21 protein-coding genes are annotated in these 23,108 nt (G+C 66.9%); 5 read left to right on the top strand and 16 right to left on the bottom strand.

Annotated elements, in window-relative coordinates; genetic code table 11:
- Positions 1–23: 23 nt before the first annotated feature.
- The gene (locus tag DEH84_RS02185) at positions 24–1,262 is read right to left on the bottom strand and encodes a hypothetical protein (protein WP_109034346.1); all 1,239 of its coding nucleotides are present in this window, start codon (positions 1,260–1,262) and stop codon (positions 24–26) included.
- Between the two features lie 494 nt (positions 1,263–1,756).
- Here DEH84_RS02185 and DEH84_RS02180 point away from each other — a divergent pair, with 494 nt between their 5' ends.
- From DEH84_RS02180 to DEH84_RS02170, 3 genes are all read left to right on the top strand, one after another.
- A complete protein-coding gene (locus tag DEH84_RS02180; RefSeq protein ID WP_218929747.1) occupies positions 1,757–2,389 on the top strand; it encodes a cytochrome c oxidase subunit 3 in 633 nt (210 codons plus the stop codon).
- Positions 2,386–2,655: a hypothetical protein gene (locus DEH84_RS02175; RefSeq protein WP_109034344.1), complete on the top strand. Its 270-nt coding sequence runs from the start codon at positions 2,386–2,388 to the stop codon at positions 2,653–2,655. The genes DEH84_RS02180 and DEH84_RS02175 overlap by 4 nt, the downstream gene beginning before the upstream one ends.
- A 179-nt stretch (positions 2,656–2,834) precedes the next feature.
- Positions 2,835–3,521, top strand: a complete 687-nt coding sequence (locus DEH84_RS02170) for a PRC-barrel domain containing protein (RefSeq protein ID WP_109034341.1) — start codon at positions 2,835–2,837, stop codon at positions 3,519–3,521.
- Positions 3,522–3,546: 25 nt separating this feature from the next.
- Here DEH84_RS02170 and DEH84_RS02165 read toward each other — a convergent pair whose 3' ends face one another.
- The 6 genes from DEH84_RS02165 to DEH84_RS02140 are packed head-to-tail and all read right to left on the bottom strand — an operon-like array spanning position 3,547 to position 11,690.
- Complete coding sequence (locus DEH84_RS02165; RefSeq protein ID WP_109034339.1) at positions 3,547–5,235, bottom strand: long-chain fatty acid--CoA ligase; 1,689 nt, start codon at positions 5,233–5,235, stop codon at positions 3,547–3,549.
- Positions 5,236–5,265: 30 nt separating this feature from the next.
- The gene (locus DEH84_RS02160) at positions 5,266–6,501 is read right to left on the bottom strand and encodes an acyl-CoA dehydrogenase family protein (protein ID WP_109034336.1); all 1,236 of its coding nucleotides are present in this window, start codon (positions 6,499–6,501) and stop codon (positions 5,266–5,268) included.
- Positions 6,502–6,519: 18 nt separating this feature from the next.
- A complete protein-coding gene (locus tag DEH84_RS02155; RefSeq protein ID WP_109034333.1) occupies positions 6,520–7,611 on the bottom strand; it encodes a phosphotransferase in 1,092 nt (363 codons plus the stop codon).
- A gap of 13 nt (positions 7,612–7,624) precedes the next feature.
- The gene (locus tag DEH84_RS02150) at positions 7,625–8,398 is read right to left on the bottom strand and encodes an SDR family oxidoreductase (protein WP_109034330.1); all 774 of its coding nucleotides are present in this window, start codon (positions 8,396–8,398) and stop codon (positions 7,625–7,627) included.
- 1 nt (position 8,399) lies between these two features.
- On the bottom strand, positions 8,400–9,578 hold the full coding sequence (locus DEH84_RS02145; RefSeq protein ID WP_109038160.1) for an acetyl-CoA C-acyltransferase: 1,179 nt from the start codon (positions 9,576–9,578) through the stop codon (positions 8,400–8,402).
- A 9-nt stretch (positions 9,579–9,587) separates the two neighbouring features.
- Positions 9,588–11,690 carry a 3-hydroxyacyl-CoA dehydrogenase NAD-binding domain-containing protein gene (locus tag DEH84_RS02140; RefSeq protein WP_109034328.1) on the bottom strand — a complete coding sequence of 701 codons (2,103 nt, stop codon included), beginning with the start codon at positions 11,688–11,690 and terminating at the stop codon, positions 9,588–9,590.
- Between the two features lie 180 nt (positions 11,691–11,870).
- Here DEH84_RS02140 and DEH84_RS02135 point away from each other — a divergent pair, with 180 nt between their 5' ends.
- Together DEH84_RS02135 and DEH84_RS02130 are read left to right on the top strand one after the other, a co-directional pair.
- Positions 11,871–13,676, top strand: a complete 1,806-nt coding sequence (locus tag DEH84_RS02135; RefSeq protein WP_109038159.1) for an acyl-CoA dehydrogenase — start codon at positions 11,871–11,873, stop codon at positions 13,674–13,676.
- Between the two features lie 50 nt (positions 13,677–13,726).
- A complete protein-coding gene (locus DEH84_RS02130; RefSeq protein ID WP_109034326.1) occupies positions 13,727–14,209 on the top strand; it encodes a PaaI family thioesterase in 483 nt (160 codons plus the stop codon).
- On the opposite strand, the gene DEH84_RS02125 is transcribed toward DEH84_RS02130, so the two are convergent.
- From DEH84_RS02125 to DEH84_RS02085, 9 genes are all read right to left on the bottom strand, one after another.
- Entirely contained in the window at positions 14,210–15,010 is an 801-nt protein-coding gene (locus DEH84_RS02125; RefSeq protein ID WP_109034323.1) for an IclR family transcriptional regulator, read from the bottom strand.
- A 143-nt stretch (positions 15,011–15,153) separates the two neighbouring features.
- On the bottom strand, positions 15,154–16,320 hold the full coding sequence (locus tag DEH84_RS02120; protein WP_109034321.1) for an ABC transporter substrate-binding protein: 1,167 nt from the start codon (positions 16,318–16,320) through the stop codon (positions 15,154–15,156).
- 49 nt (positions 16,321–16,369) lie between these two features.
- Positions 16,370–17,086, bottom strand: a complete 717-nt coding sequence (locus tag DEH84_RS02115) for an ABC transporter ATP-binding protein (RefSeq protein WP_109034318.1) — start codon at positions 17,084–17,086, stop codon at positions 16,370–16,372.
- The gene (locus DEH84_RS02110) at positions 17,073–17,837 is read right to left on the bottom strand and encodes an ABC transporter ATP-binding protein (RefSeq protein ID WP_109038158.1); all 765 of its coding nucleotides are present in this window, start codon (positions 17,835–17,837) and stop codon (positions 17,073–17,075) included. The genes DEH84_RS02115 and DEH84_RS02110 overlap by 14 nt, the downstream gene beginning before the upstream one ends.
- Complete coding sequence (locus tag DEH84_RS02105) at positions 17,830–18,843, bottom strand: branched-chain amino acid ABC transporter permease (RefSeq protein ID WP_109034315.1); 1,014 nt, start codon at positions 18,841–18,843, stop codon at positions 17,830–17,832. The genes DEH84_RS02110 and DEH84_RS02105 overlap by 8 nt, the downstream gene beginning before the upstream one ends.
- A 1-nt stretch (position 18,844) precedes the next feature.
- A complete protein-coding gene (locus DEH84_RS02100; protein WP_109038157.1) occupies positions 18,845–19,708 on the bottom strand; it encodes a branched-chain amino acid ABC transporter permease in 864 nt (287 codons plus the stop codon).
- A gap of 254 nt (positions 19,709–19,962) precedes the next feature.
- Complete coding sequence (locus tag DEH84_RS02095) at positions 19,963–20,961, bottom strand: DUF6976 family protein (protein WP_109034312.1); 999 nt, start codon at positions 20,959–20,961, stop codon at positions 19,963–19,965.
- The gene (locus tag DEH84_RS02090; RefSeq protein ID WP_109034310.1) at positions 20,958–21,794 is read right to left on the bottom strand and encodes a hypothetical protein; all 837 of its coding nucleotides are present in this window, start codon (positions 21,792–21,794) and stop codon (positions 20,958–20,960) included. The genes DEH84_RS02095 and DEH84_RS02090 overlap by 4 nt, the downstream gene beginning before the upstream one ends.
- Positions 21,795–21,997: 203 nt before the next feature.
- Complete coding sequence (locus DEH84_RS02085; protein WP_179950604.1) at positions 21,998–22,813, bottom strand: 5'-methylthioadenosine/adenosylhomocysteine nucleosidase; 816 nt, start codon at positions 22,811–22,813, stop codon at positions 21,998–22,000.
- Between the last annotated feature and the right edge of the window lie 295 nt (positions 22,814–23,108).

Below are 23,108 nucleotides of genomic sequence, written 5' to 3'. Positions count from 1 at the left end.
CATCTCAAACGAGGGAGCCTCCTTCAAAGCCGGGGCGGTTCAGTAGGTGCAATGATCAGTCTGTTAACTCCAACCCGTTCAAGCAATGGAGTTGGACCTAGCGCAAAAGGGGTGAGAACCGACTCTATTTGGGCGCCAGGCATACCTGCGATTGACGCCAAAAGCGTCACATCCTTTTCCGATACATCGACCCAAGCACCGGCAAACACAGCCGCGATGACGGCATCAGAGGGGGAAACGGCCCATGCCGGCAGTCCCGGTTGGGCTGCGCGCTGGAACAAGTTGCGTATGTGCCAGATTGATACGCTACATCCAGCAGACCGAGCCTGTATCTCCGCGTCAGCTGGAGACACGGACATGTGATCGCTCGCGAGAGCCGCAGCGAAGTCACGAACGCTCGCTCGTTCGAACTGCAGAACCCCGACAGCGTCATCAACTCGCCCCAAAGCACGTATGACCCTGTATCCGGCCTGAACTAGTCTGTTCTGATGCACGGTCGCAGGAGGCGTGAGAACAACCGTTTGGAGCCCATTTGCTGGCGGCTCCTCGTCTGCGAGACTGTCAGCGAAGTCTTCGTTGGTGACCACCAATGCGTTTGCGAGTAACAGCCTGGCCTCGTCCTCCGGTAAAGTCTGCATTGCGCAGTACACCAAGGCCACCGCCTCGTCTTGAGAATCGCATTGCAGAGCAGCGCTCGGCCCACTCTCGGTCTTGAATGCACCGACAAGCGGAGTCAAATCCCTTCCGCAGCTCAACAGTTCTGTAGAAACGTGCGGGGTAGTCTGCTTTGCCCAGGATGAGAACCAGTGCTCTAGCGCCTTGCCAAAGCGACCGACCCCAGCTCGAAATTCGACAGTAGCCCAATCTTCGACAGACGGGAGCTTCTCAAGCCACTGCAACACGTCGTCTGCAGCCAGAAGCACGACACCCGCCCACGGATTACCGTTCTTCTTGATGATTTCCGCTTTGATTTTTGCCAGCGCAATGGGGGTCACGCTCCACATCGTCAAGCCGACGTAGATAGTGTCGGCCTTACGCCATCCGTTTGGTAGAGCCTTTGTGCAAGCCGACCTGTAATCCCTCTTGAACTTCTGCTCGTAGTTCCTGTCTGTGCTCAGCTCCCAAACGGACTTGTGGGCTCGGAACTCCAAGTGTTCTTCGTAACTGCATTCCACCCAGCCATCCCAGCCCGCATACCCATTGGTCTCACCGGCAAGGAAGTGAAGATGCGGTTGTTGTTTCGCGACGGTGGCGTAAACCATCCGACGGACAAGTTCGCCAAGCTGAGTCTTTCCAGCTGGCTGTCTCGCCAAATCCTCCAAGTGACGAATTCCAATTCGCGCCATTGAGCCCCCCACACGTTGTCGCGTCGATCCTGGATTCCAGGACGACTTGTTGCGCCATTCAACAAACAAGCGGATCCTGCCATGGGTCGGGCCGTTGACACCGTGTTAGGGGGCGAGACTGTCGGCGTCAGCACCGCCAGCGACTGCTGTTGACACGCGCCAGAAATTAGACCGGATAAGTCGTTGACGCTATTGGCTTTTTGTCTTGTTTACACTAGAAAGGTCAACACAAGCGCGCTGACCCGACTCGGCGTTCCGTCGACACCAAGCCCCAGGGTGCGCACCACCCGGGGCTTTTTTCTTTTCCACCCGCATACCCCCTCACGCCCCCGGTGCTCTGCTTGAGTCGTTGTCCTCGCTCACTTAACATGCATCGCAGAAGCATCAATTAATGGGTGCGCGGAATGAACATGAGCAACGCAGGCGCCGACGCTGCCCCCTGGCCCGGTGAGGCGGCCACCCCGCCTGCCGCCCCCGTCCCCGCCGAGGCACACAGGCGGCCCGGCATCCAGGCCATGTGGGTGGGCGTGAGCCTCGAATACATCGAGTTCGCCGTCTTCTTCGCCGTGTACTTCGTGGCGCGCTGGCACAACCCCGAGGCCTTTCAGCAGGGTGCGACGCGCCTGTGGACGCTGGGCGGGCTGTGTGTCACGGCCGTCATGGTCACCGGCGGCTACCTGCTGACCCGCGCCATTGCCAGCACCCGGGATGGCGACCTGGTGTGGGGGCAGCGCTGGCTGGCCCTGGCCCTGCTCACCGGGCTCATCTACCCGCTGCTCAAGGTGCTGGAGTGGCGCTGGAACTTGGCGCACGGCATCGATGCCTCGGCCGGCGTCTTCGTCGTCGTGTACTACTACCTCACCATCAACCACTTCATCCACGCGTCGTGGGGCCTGATGGGCATGGCGTGGGGCCTGGTGCGGTTCCGGTACGGCGGCTACACCGCCGACGACCACCGCGGCCTCGAAGCCATCGCCACCTACTGGCATGCCACCGACATGGTGTGGCTGATGGTCTTCGCGTTGTTTTACGCCTTCGCATGATGAAACTGCAACCCACCACCCTGGCCTGGATCGCGCTGCTGATGCTCTCGCTCGTGAGCATTCAGGCCGCGGGCCAGTCACACGCTGGCACCAGCCGCATGGCCATGACCTTCGTCATTGCCATCGTTGCGTGGATCAAGGCGCTGATCGTGATCCGCTATTACCTGGAGTCCCGGTTCGCCGGTCCGGTCTTCCATCGAATCATGCTGATCTTTGCCTCGCTGGCGCCGCTTGCGCTGATGGTGAGCGGCCTGCGCGAGCTGTAAGTCGCAAGGCCATCGAGCCGGCCGGCACTGCGGAAAAACTTACCGGCTGCACGCCCGGCCTGATCGATTCGCATGCGCTGCGCCGGGAACGGCCATTGCCGCAGGGCGGGATGCGTGTCAGGCGTGCTGCACCGGGCGTGCGCTCTGTCGCCATCCGACCCCAGAAAAGGAGATCCAGCATGTTGCACAAAGCCAGTCAACTCAAGGGCGCCGTCGTCACGGCGCTGGACGGCGAGGTGGGCGTGGTCGACGCCCTGTACTTCGATGACGAGCAGTGGGGCATCCGTTATCTCGGTGTGCGCACCGGACACTGGCCAAGCGAACGCCATGTGCTGATCCCGCCCACGGCCATCCGGCAAGACGCATCGACCAACCGGCAGCTGCAGATTGAACTGCTCAAGGACGACGTGCTGCACGGCCCTCAGTTCGACTCCGCGCGGCCGCTGACACGGCGCCAGGAGCGGGCCTATGCGGCGTACTATGACACGCCGCTCTACTGGGAACAGGTCCCGGAACCCATGGAAGCCGGCGAAATGCCGCTGCCGGTCGACATCACCGGCTCGGCTCTGGAAGAGGAAGCGCTCGCCGCAAATCGCCCCCTGGCGGAGGCCCACATCCACTGCACGCGCGAGGTACTGGGCTACAACCTGACCACCCCGGAAGGGCAGATCGGCAAGGTCGACGACCTGCTGATCGACGAACACACCTGGGCGGTGCAGCAGCTGATTGTCGACACGGCGCGCTGGCGACCCGGGGGCGAGATCGCCGTGCCGATTGCGCTGACCCGCGGCATCGACCGCGAGCACGATGCGGTCTACGTGAGCGCCGACAAGGAAACCTTGCAAAGCTGGCCGGCGTACCACTGAGTGGCGCCCTGCCCCGCGCGCTGCGTCAGGCTTCCTGAGCCTGCAGCGCGCGCCACAGCACCTTGCCGGCGCCCGACTTCGGCAGCGTGTCGGCAAAGGCGACCACGCGGGGGCTCTTGTAGGCCGCCATGTGCTCGTGCGCCCAGTCGACGATCTCCTGCTCGGTGACGCGGCCGCGGTGCGCCTCCTTCAGCACGACGACGGCCTTGACCGTCTCGCCGCGCCGCTCATCACGGGCCGCGATCACGCAGACCTCCTGGATGGCCGGGTGGGCATACATCAGCGCCTCGACCTCGGCCGGCCAGACCTTGAAGCCCGAGGCGTTGATCATGCGCTTGAGCCGGTCGACCATGTAGAAGTAGCCGTGCTCGTCGGTGCGGGCCAGGTCGCCGGTGCGCAGAAAGCGCTTGCCATCCAGCTCGATGAAGCTCGATGCCGTGGCGGCCGGTTGCTTCCAGTAGCCCTGCATCACCTGCGGGCCGTGCACCACGATCTCGCCGACTTCGCCGGGCGGCAGTTCGCGGAAGGTGTCGGGGTCGACCACGCGCGCGTCGACGTCGAAGATGGGAATGCCCAGGCACTGCTTCATCGGCCGCTGGGGCGGGTTGATGTGCGTGGGGGCCATCGTCTCCGACATGCCATAGCCCTCGAGGTAGTCGAGGTCGCACATCTCCTTCAGGCGCGTGGCCAGGGCCTCGGGCATGGCGGCCCCGCCCCCGCTGAGGCGCGAGATGCTGGAGAGGTCGTACTCGGCCAGCCGCGGGTTGGACAACAGGTCGATCACCATGGTGACGATCATCTGCGTGCCCGTGACGCGGTAGCGCTGGATGAGTTGCGCCGCGGCATCACGGTCCCAGCGGGGCAGCACCACGATGGTCGCGCCCACGTAGATCGAGCCGTTCATGCCGTTCTCCATGCCCGTGACATGGAAGAAGGGCAGCACGGCCAGCTGCACCGCATCCTGCGTGGTCATCAGCCACTGCGTGCCGGCCACGGTGTTGTACATGACGCTGCGGTGCGTGTGCATGCAACCCTTCGGATGGCCGGTGGTGCCCGAGGTGTAGGGCATCACGGCGAGGTCGTCAGGGCCCTGCGTGAGCGGGCCGGGGCGGCGGTTCGCCGCCAGCGCGTCCGCCCACGCCTGCGCGCCCGGCTCGTCCAGTGGCTGGCGCGGGTCCTTCACAAAGGCCGGCACCGGGAGTTCGGTGGGCACCGTCAGGTGGTCGCTGTAAGCCGCGACCACGGCATGGCGCAGGCCGGGCGCGGCGTCATCGGCCAACGCGGCCGCGCGGCCTTCCTGCAGCAGCGGGCGGACCTGTGCAAAGAGATCCTGCGGGCAGAGCACGACGCGGGCATCGGCATCGCTCACATAGTGGCGCAGCTCCTCGGTCAGGTTCATCGGGTTGACGGGCACCACCACCGCGTTCGCACGCAGGATGGCGTAGTACCCGATGATGAACTGCGGGCTGTTCTGCATGTAGAGCAGCACCCGGTCGCCCGCCTTCACGCCGCACACCTGCTGCAGATGGCCGGCGAGCCGTTCGGTCTGGTCCTTCAGTTCGGCATAGGTCGTTACCGAGTCATAGAAGACCAGCGCGCGCTTGTCGGGAAAGCGCAGGGCCGAGATCTCGAGGTTGGTGTACAGGTTGGTGGCGGGCACGCTCAGGTGGCGGCTGACATGGCGGGGCCAGTGGGCAAAGTGGCGATCGGACATGGCGTTGGATCCGGGTGACAGGTGATGGGGTCAGTGCGCAGTGCGAGCGGCCTCGTAGCGGGCGAGTTCCAGCTTGCCGATCTGGTTGCGGTGCACCTCGTCGGGCCCATCGGCATAGCGCAGCGTACGCGAGTTCGCATAGGCGGCGGCCAGCGGGAAGTCGTCGCACACGCCTGCGCCCCCATGCACCTGCATCGCCCAGTCGATCACCTGGCAGGCCATCGTGGGCGCCGCCACCTTGATCATCGCGATCTCCTGCTTCGCAGCCTTGTTGCCCACGGTGTCCATCTTGTAGGCCGCGTTCAGCACCAGGAAGCGCGCCTGGTCGATCAGGATGCGGGCGTTGGCGATGCGTTCGCGGGTGACGCTCTGGTCAGCCAGGCGCCGGCCGAAGGTGGTGCGGTCCAGCGCGCGCCGACACATCAACTCCAGCGCTCGCTCGGCCACACCGATCAGCCGCATGCAGTGGTGGATGCGGCCAGGGCCGAGCCGGCCCTGCGCGATCTCGAAACCCCGGCCTTCGCCGAGCAGCACATTGCTGACGGGCACGCGGACGTTGTCGAAGCTCAGTTCGCCGTGGCCATGCGGTGCGTGGTCGTAACCGAACACATTGAGCGCGCGCTCCAGCCGCACGCCGGGTGTCTTCATCGGCACGAGGATCATGGACTGCTGCTGGTGGCGATCCGGGTGGTCGGGTGCCGTCTTGCCCATGAAGATGAGGATCTCGCAGCGCGGATCGGGCGCGCCCGAGGTCCACCACTTGCGGCCGTTGATGACGTATTCGTCGCCCTCGCGCAGGATGCTCGCTTCGATGTTGGTCGCGTCCGACGAGGCCACGTCGGGCTCGGTCATCGCAAAGGCCGATCGGATGCGCCCCTCCAGCAGCGGCTCGAGCCACTGCTTGCGTTGGGCTTCGGTGGCGTAACGCACCAGGGTCTCCATGTTGCCGGTGTCGGGCGCCGAGCAGTTGAAGGCCTCCGGCGCGATGTGCGAGCGGCCCATGATCTCGCACAGCGGCGCGTATTCGAGGTTGGTCAGCCCGGCGCCATAGGCCGATTCGGGCAGGAAGAGGTTCCACAGCCCGGCCGCACGGGCCTTGGCCTTCAAGTCCTCCATCACCTGTGTGGGCTGCCAGGGGTTGCCGCGCTGGCGGTTGGCCTCGACCTCATCGTGGTAGCGGGCCTCGTTGGGGTAGATGTGTTCGTCCATGAAGGCCTGCACACGCTGCTGCAGCGCGACGACCTTGGGGGCGTAAGAAAAGTCCATGGGGGCTCCTTGTGGGATTCAGCGGTGACGCATCAGGTCCTGCGCCATGCGCCAGGCCTGTTCGGCCAGAGGCCGCGCACGTTGTCCGGTGGTCAGCGCTTCCGCGCTCGCTGCGTTGCCCTGCAAGGCCCGTCGGGTGACGCCCTGCAGGATGCTGGTGAGACGGAAGAGGTTGAAGATCAGGTAATACGACCACGCAGCGCCCGGAATGCCGGTTCGGCCGGTGCGCTCGCAATACTGGCTCACGTAATGAGCTTCCGGTGGGATGCCAAGCGCATCGAGCTCCAGTGCACTCAGGTCACCCAGGCCGCGCCCGGTGTGGCCGTCCATGCGCCAGGTCATGCAGTGGTAGGCGAAGTCCACCAGGGGATGGCCCAATGTGGACAGTTCCCAGTCCAGCACTGCCAGAATGCGCGGTTCGGTCGGGTGGAAGATGACGTTATCGAGCCGGTAGTCGCCATGCACGATGGCGGGCGGCGCGTCGTCGGACGGCAGGTGGGCCGGCAGCCACTCGATCAGGCGATCGACCGCCTCGATGCGTTCGGTTTCGGCCGCGCGGTATTGCTGCGTCCAGCGCGCCACCTGTCGCGCCAGATAGGCGCCCGGCTTGCCGTAATCGGACAGCCCCACGGCGGCCGGATCGACACAGTGCAGCGCGGCGATCACCCGGTTCAGCTCGTTCAGCAGGGCGCGGCGCTCAACGGGTGTGTGACCGGGCAGGGTCGGGTCCCAGAAGATGCGACCCGGCACATGGGCCATCAGGAAGAAGGTGCTGCCGATGACGTCGGGGTCTTCGCACAGTGCCAGGGTGCGAGGCACCGGCACGTCGGTGGCGGCCAGGGCACTCATCACCCGGTGCTCGCGCTCCACGGCGTGCGCCGATGGCAGGAGCGCGCCCGGCGGCTTGCGACGCAGCACGAAGCGTTCGCCGCCGGCCTGCACCAGGAAGGTGGGATTCGACTGCCCGCCCTTGAACTGCGCGACCTGCAGGTTTCCGGCAAACGGCCCGACGTTGGTGCGAATGAAATCGGCCAGCCGGCCTTCGTCGAAGGCATGCTGGGGCAGCACCGGCAGGGTGCCGGAGAAGACGCTGTCGTTCAGGTCGCCCATGCCGCGCTGTGCGTCAGATCACGCTGGCGCCGCCATCGACCACCAGCGCCTGGCCCGTGACATGGCGCGAGGCGTCGGACGCGAGAAAGACCACCGCGCCTTTCAGGTCCTCGTCCCCGCCCAGGCGCCGCAGCGGCGTGCGGGCCACCAGCGCATCACCGAGCTGGTCGATGAGCCCGTTGGCCAGCCTGGTGGGAAAGAAGCCCGGGCACAGCGCATTGACGCGAATGCCGTACGGGCCCCATTCGGATGCCAGCGTGCGCGCGAAGTGGATGGCCGCGGCCTTGGAGGTGTTGTAGGCGATCGTGTGCATGCCCGGCGGTGTGCCCTTCAGCCCCGCCACCGAGGCGGTGACGATGATGTTGCCCTGCCCACGCGGGATCATGCAACGCTTGCCCACTTCCCGCGTGAGGAAGAAGGGCGCATTGATGTTGAGGTCCATGACCTTGTGCCAGGCCGCATCGGGATGGTCTTCGGCCTTGCACCCCCACGTGGCGCCGGCGTTGTTGACCAGGATGTCGATCGGCCCGGCCTGCTCGATCACCTGACTGACCAGGCCCGGGATGCGGTCGATCTGCTGCAGGTCGTTGACGACGGTATGCACCTCGTGGCCCAGCGCCTGCAGGTGGGCCCGGGCCTGATCGAGCTCGTCCGCCTTGCGGGCGGTGATGACGAGGCGGGCGCCCATCTCGCCGAGCGCCTCGGCCATCTGCAGGCCCAGCCCCCGCGAGCCGCCGGTGATGAGGGCCACCTGGCCGGTGAGGTCGAAGAGTTGTCGCACACCCATGTCAGCACACCTCGAACAGGCCAGCCGCCCCCTGCCCGCCGCCGATGCACATGGTGACAACCACGTACTTCACGCCGCGGCGACGGCCTTCGATCAAGGCATGCCCCGTGAGCCGCGAGCCCGACACACCATAGGGGTGGCCGACGGCGATGGCACCGCCGTTCACATTGAGGCGCTCATCCGGGATGCCGAGGCGATCACGGCAGTACAGCACCTGCACGGCAAAGGCCTCGTTCAACTCCCACAGCCCGATGTCATCGACCTTCAGCCCGGCCTTGGCCAGCAGCTTGGGCACGGCAAACACCGGGCCGATGCCCATTTCATCGGGCTCGCAGCCGGCCACGGCAAAACCACGGAAGATGCCCAGCGGCTTCAGGCCACGGCGTTCGGCCAGGCGGCGGTCCATCACCACGCAGGCCGAGGCGCCATCGGAGAACTGGCTCGCATTGCCGGCAGTCACCACGCCACCGGGCAGCGCCGCGCGAATCTTCTGCACGGCCTCCAGCGTCGTGTCCGGGCGTATGCCCTCGTCAGACGAGATCGTCACTTCGCGCGTGGTGAAGCGGCCCGTGGCCTTGTCGACCACCGCCATGGTAGTGGTCATCGGCACGATCTCGTCGTTGAACAGGCCGGCATGCTGGGCCGCCGCGGCGCGCTGCTGCGAGCGCACGCCGTACGCGTCCTGCGCCTCCTTGCTCACGCCATAGCGGGCGGCCACCTGCTCGGCCGTCTGCAGCATGTTCCAGTAGATCTCGGGCTTGTTCGCCACCAGCCACGGGTCGCGCCGCATGTGGGTGTTGGCCTCGTTCTGCACGCACGAGATGCTCTCGACCCCGCCCGCGACATACACCTGTCCCTCGCCGGCGATCACGCGTTGCGCAGCCAGGGCAATCGTCTGCAGGCCCGACGAACAGAAGCGGTTCACGGTCATGCCGGCAGTGGTGACGGGCAGGCCCGCACGCAAGGCGATCTGCCGCGCCACGTTGCCCCCGGTCGTCCCTTCGCCGAAGGTGCCTCCCATGATGACGTCTTCCACCTCGTCGGCTTCGATGCCGGCCCGCAGCACCGCGTGGCGCACGGCGTGGGCCCCGAGGGTCGGGCCATAGGTCATGTTGAACGCGCCCTTCCAGGACTTGGCCAGGCCCGTGCGGGCCGTGGAAACGATGACGGCTTCGGTCATGTGCATTCCTCAGTTGAAGCTGCGGCCTTCGGCGGCCAGGCGGGCGAGCAGGGGCGCGGGCGTCCAGAAGGTGCGGTCCACGCCGGGCTCGGCCGCGATGCGGTTCAGCGCCCGCACCACGTTCACCAGCCCCACTTCGTCGGCATAGCGCATGGGCCCCCCGCGGTAGGCGGGAAAGCCGTAGCCGTTCAGGTAGACGATGTCGATGTCGGACGCGCGTTGCGCAATGCCTTCTTCGGCCAGGCGTGCGCCCTCGTTGACCAGCGCGTAGATGCAGCGCTCGATGATCTCTTCGTCGCTGATGCGGCGCGGTGTGATGCCGTGCTCGGCACGGAAGCGCGCGATCAGCGCGTCCACGTCCGGGTCGGGCACGGCGTTGCGCTGGCCGGCTTCGTAGCGATACCAACCTGCGCCGGTCTTCTGCCCGAAGCGTCCGGCCTCGCACAGGGCATCGGCCACGCTGGGGCGTGCATCGTCCGGGTGCTCGGCTGCGCGGCGCTTGCGGATTGCCCAGCCGATGTCCAGCCCGGCCAGGTCGCCCATGCGGAACGGCCCCATGGCCATGCCGAAGCGCTCCAGCGCGCGGTCCACCTGCTGAGGCGAGGCCCCCTGCACGATGAGGTCGTTGGCCGCCGCGCCGTAGCGGTGGATCATGCGGTTGCCGATGAAGCCATCGCACACACCGGACACCACCGCGATCTTGCGGAGGGTGCGCGCCAGCTGCATGGCCGTGGCAAGCACATCCTTGGCGGTGTGCTCGCCGCGCACCACTTCCAGCAGGCGCATCACGTTGGCGGGACTGAAGAAGTGCAGGCCGATCACGTCCTGCGGCCGGCGGGTGAAGGCGGCAATGCGGTTTAGGTCGAGCGTGGAGGTGTTCGAGGCCAGGATGGCCCCGGGGCGACAGACCTCGTCGAGCGTGCGGAAGACCTCCTCCTTGACGCCGATGTCTTCGTAGACGGCCTCGATGACCAGATCGGCCTGCGCGAGGTCACCATAGGAGAGCGTGGGCTTGAGCAAGGCCATGCGCTCGTGCACCTGGGCCACCGTGAGCTTGCCCTTTTTCTGCGAGTTCTCGTAGTTGCGACGGATGGTGGTGACCCCACGCTCCAGCGCCTCGGGCTGGCGCTCCAGGATCACGACCGGGATGCCGGCGTTGAGGAAGTTCATCGCGATGCCGCCGCCCATGGTGCCGGCGCCGATCACGCCCACCAGGCCCACCGGCCGCAGCGGTGTGTCGGCCGGCACGTCGGGGATCTTCGGCGCAGCGCGTTCGGCTGCGAAGACGTGGCGCAGCGCGCGGGACTCGGGCGTCTGCATCAACGCCAGAAAGCCCTCGCGCTCACGGCGCAGGCCTTCGTCGAACGGGCTGTTCACCGAGGCGGCCACTGCCTCGACACAGGCCAGTGGCGCCGGATAACCTTTGGATGCTGCCGCCACGTTCTGCCGGACGAACTGCAGGAACGGCTCGGCCAGCGGGGCGTCGACGGCCCGGTCGCGCACGCGGGGCAGCGTGCCCTGCTCGGCCAGCTGGACAGCAAGCTGCTCGGCGCGCGCCAGGGCGGCAGACAACACATCGTCCGCGTCCACCACCGCATCGAACAGCGCGGTGTGCGCCAGCTTCGCCGCCGGCACCTGGGCGCCCGACAGGATCATGTTGATCGCCGTCTCCAGCCCCACCACACGCGGCAGACGTTGTGTGCCGCCCGCCCCCGGCAGCAGCCCCAGCTTGACCTCCGGCAAGGCCACCGTGGCATCCGCACGGGCCACGCGGCCATGGCACCCCAGCGCCAGCTCCAGGCCACCGCCCATGCAGACGCCGCGGATGGCCGCCACAACGGGCTTGGGCAGCCGCTCCACCGTCGCAATGAGGGTGTGCAGCGTGGGCTCCTGGGTCGACAGCGGTGTGCCGAACTCGCGCACATCCGCCCCACCCGAGAAGAAGCGGTCGTTGCCGGTGATGACCACGGCGGCCACCGCCGGGTCGGCCGCGGCGGCATCCAGTGCGCGCACGACGTTCTGGCGCACGGCCAGGCCGAGCCCGTTGACCGGGGGGTTGTCCAGCGTGATGACGGCCACCCGGCCGTTCAGTGCATAGGGCTCGCTCTGCATCGGATCTCCTGGCGCTCAATGTTCTGCATTGCAGAACTGTGTTTTGACATGCATTCAGCCTAACGCGGGCGCCCATCGAGAGGAATAGGGTTTACGTGGCCTTCCGCTCGCCTCACTCCTTTCACAATGCACAGCGACAAAATCAACTTCACAGAATTCCGTTCCGCATTGCAGATCACCATGAGCACCCCATCGATCGTCAATCGCCGCGACCTCGACTTCCTGCTTTTCGATTGGCTGCGGGCCGAGCAGCTGTGCACCCGCCCTCGGCATGCGGAGCACAACCGTGCCACCCTGAGCGCCGCGCTGGATACGGCCGAGGCCGTGGCCCGCGAGCGCTTTGCACCGCTGAACCGCCTGTGCGACGAACAGGAGCCGCGCTTCGACGGCGAGCGCGTTCACCTGCCCCCTGAAGTGGGCGACGCGTTGCGCGCCTACTGCGATGCCGGGCTGCTGGCCGCCAGCCATGATTTCGAACTGGGCGGAATGCAGTTACCGACGCTGGTGGCACAGGCGTGCGGCTCGCTGTTCAAGGCGGCCAACATCGCCATCAGTTCGTATGCGGGGCTCACGCAGGGCAATGCCAACGTGATCCTGCGCTTCGGCACCGAAGCACAGCGCCAGCGCTATCTCCCCCAGCTGCTCAGCGGGCGATTCATGGGCACGATGGCCCTGACCGAGCCCCAGGCCGGCTCCAGCCTGGCCGACATCCGCACCACCGCCACGCCGCTGGGCGACGGCCGCTACGCCATCAAGGGCCAGAAGATCTTCATCTCGGCAGGGGATCACGAACTGAGCGAGAACATCGTTCACCTCGTGCTGGCCCGCCTGCCTGACGCGCCGCCCGGCGTCAAGGGCATCTCCCTGTTCATCGTGCCCAAATTCCGCGTGCGCGACGACGGCACCCTCGGGCCGCGCAACGACGTGAACCTGGCCGGCCTGATCCACAAGATGGGCTGGCGGGGCACGACCTCGACCATGCTGTCATTCGGCGAGCGAGACGCCTGCGAGGGCGAACTCATCGGCCCGCCGCATCAGGGTCTGGCCTGCATGTTCCAGATGATGAACGAGGCCCGCATCGGGGTAGGCATGGGGGCCGTGATGCTGGGCTACCGCGGCTACCTGGCCGCCGTCGATTACGCCCGGGACCGCCCGCAGGGCCGCCTGCCGGACTCGAAGAACCCCCTGGAGCCGCAGCGCAAGCTGATCGAGCATGCCGATGTGCGCCGCATGCTGCTGGCCCAGAAGGCCTATGTGGAAGGCGGCTACGCGCTGTGCCTGTATGCCGCCCGCCTGGTCGACGACCAGCACACCCACCCGGACGAGGCGCAGCGCCGCGAGGCCGCCCTGCTGCTCGACGTGCTGACGCCCATCGTGAAGTCATGGCCCTCGCAGTGGTGCCTTGCAGCCAACAACCTTGCCATTCAGGTACACGGCGGCTATGGCTACACACGCGAATACCCCGTCGAGCAGTTCTACCGCGACAACCGGTTGAACCCCATCCACGAAGGCACGCACGGCATCCAGGCCATGGACCTGCTCGGCCGCAAGATGGTGATGCAGCAGGGGGCCGGCATGGCGGCGCTGGCTCAGCGCATGAGCCAGACCATCGAGGCAACCCGAAGCGACCCCGCGTTGCGCGAGACGGCCGAGGCGGTGCGCACGGCCCTGGCCGACCTGCAGTCGACCCTGGCGGTGTTGCGCCCCGTTCTGGCCGAAGATCCGGTGCGAGGCCTCGCCAACGCCGCCGTGTTTCTGGAAGCGTGTGGGCACACCGTGCTGGCCTGGCTGTGGCTGGAGCAGGCACGCGTGGCCGCCCCGGCACTGACCGCGGGGCCGCACGCAGACGAAGCAGCCTTCCTCCGGGGCAAGCTCCAGGCGTGTCGGTACTTCTGCCGTTGGGAACTGCCGCGCACGCAGGCACAGTACGCCTTGCTGCGCACACTCGACGGCACCCCGCTGGACATGGAAGCCGGCTGGTTCTGACACCGCTGTCGGCCTGTGCCTGCGCCCTGAGCCCTCCCTCCGCTTTGCCCATGCGCCACCCAGACCCCTCATCGGCCTCCACCAATCCGCAGCCCGAACCGGCGCCCCACACCGGGGACCCCGCCGTGCCGTCCGGCTTCGCGCCCTTTCACACAGCCACCGGCGGCTTCATCAGCCTCATCGGCCCCGTGCACGTGCGTGAGGTGCCGGGCGTCCCGCCCGTCATCGGCCTGCGGATCGCCCCCCAGCACCTGAACCTGCGCGGTATCCCGCACGGCGGCTTGCTCGCCACGCTGGCCGACACGGCGCTGGGGCACGCCATCAACCACGCGCGCGGGGGCCCGCTGTCCATCGTCACCGTCAGCCTCAGCACGGACTTTCTGGCTGCCGCGCGCCTGGGCGACTGGGTGGAAGCCCACGTCGAGATCGAGCGCCTGGGGCAGCGGATGGCGTTCGCGAGTTGCCGCCTGCGCGCCGGCGAGCGCGTGCTGCTGCGCGCAAGCGGGGCTTTTGCGGTGGTCGGCCCGGCCTGATCAGAGCCGGCCGGCCGACGCTTCCAGCTTGCGCACCAGCTCGATCAGGCGGGGCCGCGCTTCGTCCAGCAGGAACTCCTGCGACAGGCTGAAGGCGGGCCCGGCACAACTGATGGCCATGCAGGGCAGACCACCGCCCGGATTGAATGCCACGGCAATGCCGTTGACGTGCGGCTGCAGGTCGCCGAACGAGCGCGTGCACCCGAGCGTCCGGTAGTCGGCCAGGGCCGTCTCGACGCCCTTCTGGATGGCGGGCCACGCCTGCTCGTCGTACTCGCGCACGCGTTCGAGGATTTCGTGGCGCTCGGCCTCGCTCGTCACGGCCAGGTAGGCCCGCCCCAGGGCCGAGTTGACGATGGGGATGCGCGAGCCGACATCCACACTCAGCGTGAGTGCCGCCGAGCTGCGGCAGTTCTCGACATACAGCATCGACAGGCGATCGCGCGTGCCGAGCGACACAGTGGCCTTGCAGTGGTCCGCCAGCTCCTGCATCATCGGCCGCGCCAGCTGACGCACATCCAGACGGGCCAGCATGTAGCTGCCCAGGGCCAGCGTGGCGGTGCCCAGCCGGTACTTGCCGCTGTCCTCGATCTGGATCAGGTAGCCGAGCCTGGTCAGCGTGTACGTGAGCCGGGACACCGTCGATTTCGGGAGCCGGCAACGCTTGGCGATCTCCTGGTTGCCCAGGGCCTTGTCGCCCGAGCGAAAACAAGAGAGGACTTCCAGACCGCGGGCCAGGGCCGTCACGAAATGGCGGTCTTCCTTCTCGGCCACATCGGCGGCGGCAACGGGGTCGTGCATGATCGACTTCTTCTCCTGACTGCCCGCTGCATGGCGCGGGGCGGCTGAACGCGCCCCGCATTATCAGGCCGAGCGAACGCCGCGGCGCCTCCCCGAGCGCCACAGGGCCCGGGCCCTCAACGGCCTCGGGCCTCACAGGGGCCTTACAGCGACTTCAGCCGCACGGCCTTGAGCTTGCCGCCCTCCACGACACCCACCACGGTGTTCAGGTCGGACCCGCCCTTCTCGTCCACCCCGTTGATGTCGTTGGGGTTGATTGCGTCGGGCAGGGCCTTGGCTGCGGCATCGAGCTTGCCGCGGATGGCCACCGGGTCACTGACACTGCCCGCCAGCCGCATCGCGTTCACCACGAGGTGCAGCGCCGTGTAGTTCAACGACGACTCGGACGACGGGTTGCTGTCAGGACCGTAGGCCGTGCGATAGGCCTGCACAAAGGCCTTGGCCCCCGGGCGCTCGTCGGCGGTCAAAGGCAACGTCCCGATCGAGCCTTCCAGCATCTGCAGGCCGCCGGTCACGCGGGCCATCTCGTCCATCTTGGCCTGGTCCATGATGACGAACGGGCCCTTGAAGCCCAGTTCGCGGGCCTGCTTGGCGACCAGCCCCGTTGGCTCGGACGGCCCGCCGATGAACATCACATCCGGCTTGCTTTCCAGCACGCGGCTCACCCCGGTGTAGAAGTCGGCCGACTTGTTGTACGACATCGGGTTGGTGGCCACCACCGCACCACCGGCCTTGGTCCAGGCCGGCTCGAACGCGGCAACCCAGGCCTTGGCGTAATCGTGGTCGGCCGGCGCCATGCCCAGCTTCTTGCCGTGCTTCATCTGGTTGCGGATGAAGGGCTCGATGTAGGTCAGAAAGCTCGGCGGGATCCGCATCGTGAGCTTGTTGCCCTTTTCGGTGATGGTCGGCACGCTGGTGTAGGCCATCAGCAGGAAGTTCTCCTGCTGGTTGAAGGCCTGCAGCGCGAACGCCCCGCCCGAGTGCGGCACGAACACCACCGGTGCACCGTGCTGCTGCTTCAAGCGCCGCGCGTTGATCGCGGCCTCGGCCGGCGCGTACTTGTCGTCCAGCGCCACGACCTCGACCTTGTACTTCTTGCCGCCCACATCGAAGCCCTTGGCATTAATCTCCTTGGCCGCCAGGTTCAGGCCATTGAGCACGTTCTTGCCGTACAGCGCGGCGCCACCGCTCAGCGGGCCGGTGTAGCCGATCTTGACGACCTCCTGGGCCCAGCCTGCGCCCGAGCCGAAGGCCAGGGTCACGGCGACGGTCAGCGGCAGGCGCTTGAGCGCAAAGAAACGGGATGGCATGTGCGGTCTCCTCATGGGGGGTTGAACGTCGGGAAACGGGTGAGGCCGATCAGGCCCCGATGTAGGCCTTGCGGATGCCCTCGTCGTGCAGCAGCTGCTCGGGCAGCCCCTCCATGACGATGCGACCACGCTCCAGCACGTAGGCGCGGTGCGCGATGCGCAGGGCCGAATAGGCGTTCTGCTCGGCCAGCAGCACCGTCACGCCGCTGGCGTTGATCTGCTGGATGATCTCGAACATCTGCTTGACGACCAGGGGCGCCAGGCCCAGCGAGGGCTCGTCCAGCAAAAGGGCCTTGGGCCGGCCCATCAGCGCGCGCCCGATCGCCACCATCTGCTGCTGTCCGCCCGACAGCGCACCCGCCGGGTCGTGGCGCTTCTGCGCGAGGATCGGGAACAGCGTGTAGACCTCGTCGAGGATCTGCTGCGACCGCGCGCGGGTGTCGGGCGCGTTGCGGTGCACATAGGCACCCAGCATCAGGTTCTGCTGCACCGACATCTGGGCGAACAGCTTGCGGCCTTCCGGGCAGTGCACAACGCCCTGCGCCACGATGGCAGCCGGCCGCATGCCCACCAGCTCCTGGCCGTCGAACGCGATCGAGCCGCTGCAGGCCTTGTGGATGCCACTGATGGCCATGAAGATCGAACTCTTGCCCGCCCCGTTGGCGCCGAGCAGCACCACCAGCTCGCCTTTGTCGGCATGCAGGCTGACCTGGTCCAGCGCACGGAAGCTGCCGTACGACAGCGACACCCCTTCAAGCTTCAACATGCTCGGCTCCCAGGTAGGCGTCGATCACCTGCGGGTTGCTGCGGATCTCGGCGGGCGTGCCATCGGCGATCTTCTCGCCATGGTTCAGCACGATGATCTTGTCGGCCAGGCTCATGATCATGTCCATCTTGTGTTCGATGAGGCACACGGTCTTGCCATGGGCCACCAGCTTGCGGATCAGTTCGGCCAGGCCCAGCGTTTCTTCCGGGTTCACGCCGCCGGCCGGCTCGTCCAGCAACAGCAGATCGGGCTCGGTGGCCAGCGCCAGCGCAAAGGCCACGCGCTTGCGCTCTTCCTGCGTGATGTCGCCCGCCAGCCGGTGCGCCACGCGGTTCAGCCCCACGAACTCGAGTGCGGCTTCGGCCTTCTCGCGGCACAGCCGCTCCTCACGCTGCAGCAGCGCCGTGTTGAAGATGACGTCCCACAGGCCCGACCGCGTGCGCAGCCGGTGGCCCACGATGAGGTTGTCCAGCACGCTGGCCTGGTCGAACAGCGTGGTGGCCTGGAAGGTACGCGCCACGCCGAGCCGCGCGATCTGGTCCGCTCGCATGCCGGTCACGTCCTCCCCCTTCACGATGATCTGCCCGGCCGATGGCGCATGCGTGCCGGCGATCAGGTTGAAGAACGTCGTCTTGCCCGCGCCGTTGGGGCCGATGATGGCGTTGATGCGGCCCGCCTCGAACGTGGCCGACACATCGTTCACGGCTGTGAGACCGCCGAAGCGCTTGGTGAGGTTGCGGATCTCAAGCATGGCGGGCTCCGGTGTGGGGGGCCGACACGGTAGGGATCGATGGCGCAGCCTGTGCACGCTTGGCCGCCTCACGGCGCGCCTTGCGATGCAGCCAGGTGCCCACGATGCCGTGCGGCAGGAAGATGAGCAGCACGATGAGCAGCGGGCCGAAGACGACCATGCGGTAGTCCTGCAGGAACTGCAGCGACTGCGTCAGCCACGGCACCAGCACCGAGCCCAGGATCGGCCCGAACAGCGTGCCGATGCCGCCCACCAGCATGAACATCACCAGCTCGAAGGTGTGGTGGGTGGCCGCCAGTTCCGGCCCCAGAAAGCGCACGTGCCCGGCATACAGGCCGCCCGCCAGTCCGGCGTAGATCACCGACAGCACGAAGGCCAGCCGCTTGGTGCGCATCAGCGGGATGCCCAGCGCCTCGGCCAGGGCCTCGCCATTGCGCACCGCCATGAAGCTGCGCCCCAGAATCGACCGAACGATGCGCTGCATCACCACGGCCCCCAGCACCAGAAAGCCCAGCATCAGGTAGTACTGGCCGATGGGCGTGTCGACCTCGCCGCCGAAAGGATGCGCCGGCGCGGGAATGCCCATCACACCGACCGCGCCGTGGGTCACGGCCTCCCACTTCTCGATCAGCAGGTAGATGATGTAGCCCACACACAGCGTGAAGATCGAGAACACGTGGCCCGTCATGCGCAAAGACAGCATGCCGGTCAGCCAGCCCAGCACGCCACACACGGCGCCGGCGGCGGCAAACGCCCACCAGAAGCCCCACTGGTAATCGGTGGTGAGCAGGCCCACCGCATAGGCGCCGATCGCCATGAACCCGCCGTGCGCCAGGTTGAACTGGCCCGTGTAGCCGGTGATGAGGTTGAGCCCCAGCGCCGCGATCGCGAAGATGTACGACAGCGTCATCACCGACAGGAAGTAGTTGTTGGGCACCACGTAGGGGAACACGAGGGCCAGCGCGATGAGCAGGCTCCAGCCCGCCTTGCCTTGCAGCAGCGTCATGTCAGTGCGCACCTTTCGAGAACAGACCTTGGGGGCGGACCGACAGGATCAGCACCAGCAGCACGAAGGCAATCAGGTCCTTGTAGTCGGTCGAGAAGTAGAAGCCGCCGAAGGCCTCGGCCAGGCCGATGATCAGACCGCCGACGATGGCACCGGGAAAGCTGCCCATGCCGCCGAGGATGATGATCACGAAGGCCTTGGTGATGACCAGATGCCCCATGGCCGGGTAGACCAGGTTGATCGGCGCATACAGCACCGCGGCCACCGCCGCCAGCGCGCCCGAGATGGCAAACACCATCAGCGTGACCCGCGTCGCATCGATGCCAACGAGCGCGGCGCCATCGCGGTTCTGCGCCATCGCGACGATGGTGGCGCCCGTGGTGGTGCGCGTGAGGAACAGGTGCAGCAGCACGACCAGCCAGACTGCACCGGCCAGGATCAGCAGACGCTGCAGCGCCACCGTGAGCCCGAACACCTCCACCAGCTGCCCATAGGGGCTGCTCATGCGGTGGAAATCAGCGCCCCACAGCGCCTGCGCACCGGCCTCGAGAAACAGCAGGATGCCGATGGCGGCAATCATGTCGTGCAGCGGCGGCGCGTTGCGCAGCGGGTTGAACACCAGCCGCTCGGCCAGCATCGACAGCACGGCCACCGCCACCGCCGAGCCGGCCATGGCCAGCCAGTAGTTCAGGCCCAGCGAACCCATCAGGTAGAAGGCCACGTAGGCACCGGCCATGTAGAACGCGCCGTGGGCGAAGTTCGGCACATGCAGGATCCCGTAGACCAGCGTCAGGCCCAGTGCGACGAGGCTGTAGACGCCGCCGATCGTCAGGCCATTGAGCAGTTGCTGAAAGAACAACTCCAAGATGCGCTCCTTGGTTCGCGTTGCGGCAAAGGTGAACACCGTGCCGACCTGCGGTCCAGTTTGTTCCCCAGCCCGTATCAAGTCAACGCATTCACAGAACACATTTCTGCAATGCAGAACAAAATAGGGAAAACGCTGGCAGGGATTTCCAGTGGATGCCGGCCCGTGATGCAACGGAGCGCCAAAGAAAAGCGGCCCGTCCGGAGGGAGCGGGCCGCAAATGGCTCATCACATGAGCCAGAAGAGGAACAGGGTCAGCGCAGGCTCAGTGTCAGCTGCACCATGGTCTGGTTGAGCAGCTGATACGCCACTTCACCGAAGGTCATCGGGCCGATGGCCTCGCCGGTTCGGCGGCCTTCCAGTTCGCCATACAGGTAGTTGAGGATGCAGTTGCACGAGAACTGGGCCTCGGGCAGATCGGCGCCAGCCTGGGAGAAGGCCTCGTGATACTGCCCCGCGAACGGGCGCGCCAGCCGGTATTCGATGCCGCGGAACACCGGCCCGTAAAACGCCACCTGCCCCTGAGTGGCGTCCACCCAGCGGAAGCTCACGTTCACCGCCGCACCATTGCAGTCGGCCACCAGCGGCAGGCGCGTGTCATGGCGCCGCTCCTGCAGGTAAGCGGCCAGCGGCGTGCGCACGCCGTCGATCAGGCAGTCGCGCACCTCGAAGCCATCGTGCTCGAACTGGATGCGCGGCCCCTCGCCCTGCTCGAACAGGTTGACGATCCGCACATCGGCCCCCAGGCTGTCGGGCAGCGGCACATGCAGCACCACGGCGCGGTCTTCATGCATCCGCCCGGTCGTGCCATCCACGACCTTGGGCCGGCGCTGCCCCATGTCGTCAAGGTGCACACCGGCCACCCAGCCCACCAGGGGCTTCATGTACATGTCCTCGTACGACGGCGCGTGCTGCGCATAGGCGCCATGCACGGCCGAGAACGCCGGCAGGATCAGCAGCGAGAAGCCGTTCTCGGGCGCCTCCAGGCACACCTGGGGCAGCGTGTCCGCGTCGTGAACCTTGACGAAGGGCACATGGCCCGCGAACTGATCGAGCACGGTGACGAACAGCTGGCCGCGCGTCGTCACGCCGCCCTCCTGCCCCATGAAGTACGGGATGGTGCCGCCGATCCAGTTGCCGCGGGGCAGCCGGCTCAGCGCGGCCTCGTCGCCCGCCACCGTCAGCCACGCACCGCTCTCGATCAGGGTCACGGCCATGTCGTGATCGACCAGGGCCTGTCGCCACGCGCTCATGCCGCACCTCCCGGACGCAGGGCCTGCAACTGCTGCAGTTCATGGCCCAGCACGCGCTCGTGGCGCTGCACATAGCGGTGCAGTTCGCGCAGCTTGAGCTGCAGCACCTCTTCCCCGGGCTGCTGGCTGAGTTGCTGACGCAGGCGCGCGAGCAGCAGCTGGAAGCCCAGCGTGCGGATCTCGATGGGCAGCTCGCCGCTGATCAGCTGCACCCACACCGGGTCACGCCACTCCGGCAGACCGCTCGACACCACGATGGCCTCGCTGGCCGACAACGTGGTGACCGGCGCGGCCACGCTCGCCGAGCCAGGCGCGGCCGGTGTGCGGGGCGCACTGCGGCGCACCAGCGCATACTCGTGCGGCAACTGGCCACTGTCCAGCGCGTAACGGAACTTCCATCCTTCGGCAAACGGCAGGCGCAGCAGTTCGCACACCACAGCCAGGTCCACGCCCTCGCCCAGCAGCGCCAGCACCTTGCGCGACAGCGCGTGGGTGAAAGGCATCTGGTCGATCCCCAGCCAGTCCAGGTTGCGTTCGTCCTCGTACACGCGGTCCAGCGTGTGGATGAAACAGGCGTAGCCCATGCAATCCAGGTGGCGCCACACCTGACCATCCTTCATCGCAGGCCGAGGCGCCATCACCACCCGCCCGAAACCGAACCACGGTCGTCGCACCTCGGCGGGCGGTTCGGGCTCCTGCGTCACCCACAGGTGCACGCTGCGCGCGGTGCTGTCCACCGCATGTTGACTGACGCGCCAGGGCAGGCGCACGCCGGCGACCAGGCCGAGCGAGGCGGCCAGGTCGTCGGCGCCAGGGCCGGACTTCTGTTTCACGATGCTTGTCTCCGATGTTTTGTGACTGCTCCCCGGCCGGTCCGCTGCCCGTATTGAGACAGCAGGGGGCCACAAGCCGAGGGTTATCGCGGAGACCGGGCGATGCAGCCGTCCCGGCGTGCACCAGGTCTGCATCGGAATGGGACACCCGCCACGTCCGGGCCACCGCGGGGTATCCGGACGGCAAGCGTCATGCCACCGGATCAGAGCACCGGCAGCAGGTGCGAGAGCATGGCGGATGCGTACGGACTGGCCACGGCACGCAAAAAGCGGGGGAAGTCGACGTGCGCTGCATCGTCGGCCCGGTCGGAGACGGTGCGCACCACCAGGCAGGGCACACCGAAGTCGTGGCACACCTGGGCCACCGCCGCGCCCTCCATCTCGACAGCCAGCGCATCGGGCACAGCGGCCCGCAGCGCCGCGCACTCTCCATCGGTGCACACGAAGCGGTCGCCACTGACGATCAACCCCTGATGCACCTGCGGCCAGTCGAGCCCGAGTGCCGCCAGGTCGGCCGCCTGCAGCCCCTGTGGGGCGGTGTCTGCCAGCGAGGCCGGCGTCAATGCCGCCGAGAGCGCAACGCGGGCGCGGGCCACGGCACCCGGGTCGGCAGGCAGTCGGCTCAATCCTTTGCCGGGCAATTCGAAGCGCGGAAAAAGCGGCGACGCGTCCATGTCGTGCTGCATGAGGGCGTCGGCCAGCACCACATCGCCCACGCGCACGCCATCTCCCAGGCCACCGGCCACCCCGACGAACACGACCTGCCCCACGCCGAAATGGCTGGCGAGCAAGGCGGTGGTGGTGGCGGCCGCCACCTTGCCGATGCCCGACAGCACCGCCACCACCTCGCGCCCGTGCAGGTGGCCCACCCAGAAGTCGCGCCCGGCCAGCGTCACGCGGGCCTCGTCGGGCATGGCGGCCAGCACCGCGGCCATCTCCTCCGGCAAGGCGGCCATCAGGCCGATGCGGGCGGACACAAGGGGTGACATGGCAGACGGCGGGGTGGCGGAGACAGACATGGCGGGCGCTTCAAAACGGTCAGACACCCGATTGTTGCAGCGCCATAAAAAAACCACCCCGTGGGGTGGTCGCGCAAAGCCTTGCGGCGCCAACCAGGCGCAGGCCGAAACCCGAACCGGTTGCCAACACCCGAAGGCGTTGCATCTTTCAACATGATCCCTGAGCGGCGCCTGTCTTTCGTGTTGTATTCAGCGCTTCACCTTGATTGTATGTGCCATATTTGACCGCATCGCGCAAATCTGACCCATTGTTACCAATTCGAAGGCTGCGCTTCCTGCTTCGCCGCTGCGCGGA

The sequence above is a fragment of the Aquabacterium olei genome (genome assembly GCF_003100395.1).
In the GTDB taxonomy this organism is placed as follows: Bacteria; Pseudomonadota; Gammaproteobacteria; order Burkholderiales; family Burkholderiaceae_C; genus Aquabacterium; species Aquabacterium olei.
Note: the sequence above shows the minus strand (reverse complement) of the source record. Positions and strands in the feature narration are given on the sequence as shown.

What these genes read in the sequence shown, in the direction of transcription:
- DEH84_RS02170 (WP_109034341.1), top strand. Translation starts at nt 2,835, where the DNA reads ATGTTGCACAAAGCCAGTCAACTCAAGGGCGCCGTCGTCACGGCGCTG.
- DEH84_RS02180 (WP_218929747.1), top strand. Translation starts at nt 1,757, where the DNA reads ATGAGCAACGCAGGCGCCGACGCTGCCCCCTGGCCCGGTGAGGCGGCC.
- DEH84_RS02175 (WP_109034344.1), top strand. Translation starts at nt 2,386, where the DNA reads ATGATGAAACTGCAACCCACCACCCTGGCCTGGATCGCGCTGCTGATG.
- DEH84_RS02155 (WP_109034333.1), bottom strand. Translation starts at nt 7,611, where the DNA reads ATGGGCGACCTGAACGACAGCGTCTTCTCCGGCACCCTGCCGGTGCTG.
- DEH84_RS02085 (WP_179950604.1), bottom strand. Translation starts at nt 22,813, where the DNA reads ATGTCTGTCTCCGCCACCCCGCCGTCTGCCATGTCACCCCTTGTGTCC.
- DEH84_RS02120 (WP_109034321.1), bottom strand. Translation starts at nt 16,320, where the DNA reads ATGCCATCCCGTTTCTTTGCGCTCAAGCGCCTGCCGCTGACCGTCGCC.
- DEH84_RS02150 (WP_109034330.1), bottom strand. Translation starts at nt 8,398, where the DNA reads ATGGGTGTGCGACAACTCTTCGACCTCACCGGCCAGGTGGCCCTCATC.
- DEH84_RS02105 (WP_109034315.1), bottom strand. Translation starts at nt 18,843, where the DNA reads ATGACGCTGCTGCAAGGCAAGGCGGGCTGGAGCCTGCTCATCGCGCTG.
- DEH84_RS02095 (WP_109034312.1), bottom strand. Translation starts at nt 20,961, where the DNA reads ATGAGCGCGTGGCGACAGGCCCTGGTCGATCACGACATGGCCGTGACC.
- DEH84_RS02130 (WP_109034326.1), top strand. Translation starts at nt 13,727, where the DNA reads ATGCGCCACCCAGACCCCTCATCGGCCTCCACCAATCCGCAGCCCGAA.
- DEH84_RS02110 (WP_109038158.1), bottom strand. Translation starts at nt 17,837, where the DNA reads ATGCTTGAGATCCGCAACCTCACCAAGCGCTTCGGCGGTCTCACAGCC.
- DEH84_RS02165 (WP_109034339.1), bottom strand. Translation starts at nt 5,235, where the DNA reads ATGTCCGATCGCCACTTTGCCCACTGGCCCCGCCATGTCAGCCGCCAC.
- DEH84_RS02185 (WP_109034346.1), bottom strand. Translation starts at nt 1,262, where the DNA reads ATGGTTTACGCCACCGTCGCGAAACAACAACCGCATCTTCACTTCCTT.
- DEH84_RS02145 (WP_109038160.1), bottom strand. Translation starts at nt 9,578, where the DNA reads ATGACCGAAGCCGTCATCGTTTCCACGGCCCGCACGGGCCTGGCCAAG.
- DEH84_RS02135 (WP_109038159.1), top strand. Translation starts at nt 11,871, where the DNA reads ATGAGCACCCCATCGATCGTCAATCGCCGCGACCTCGACTTCCTGCTT.
- DEH84_RS02140 (WP_109034328.1), bottom strand. Translation starts at nt 11,690, where the DNA reads ATGCAGAGCGAGCCCTATGCACTGAACGGCCGGGTGGCCGTCATCACG.
- DEH84_RS02125 (WP_109034323.1), bottom strand. Translation starts at nt 15,010, where the DNA reads ATGCACGACCCCGTTGCCGCCGCCGATGTGGCCGAGAAGGAAGACCGC.
- DEH84_RS02115 (WP_109034318.1), bottom strand. Translation starts at nt 17,086, where the DNA reads ATGTTGAAGCTTGAAGGGGTGTCGCTGTCGTACGGCAGCTTCCGTGCG.
- DEH84_RS02160 (WP_109034336.1), bottom strand. Translation starts at nt 6,501, where the DNA reads ATGGACTTTTCTTACGCCCCCAAGGTCGTCGCGCTGCAGCAGCGTGTG.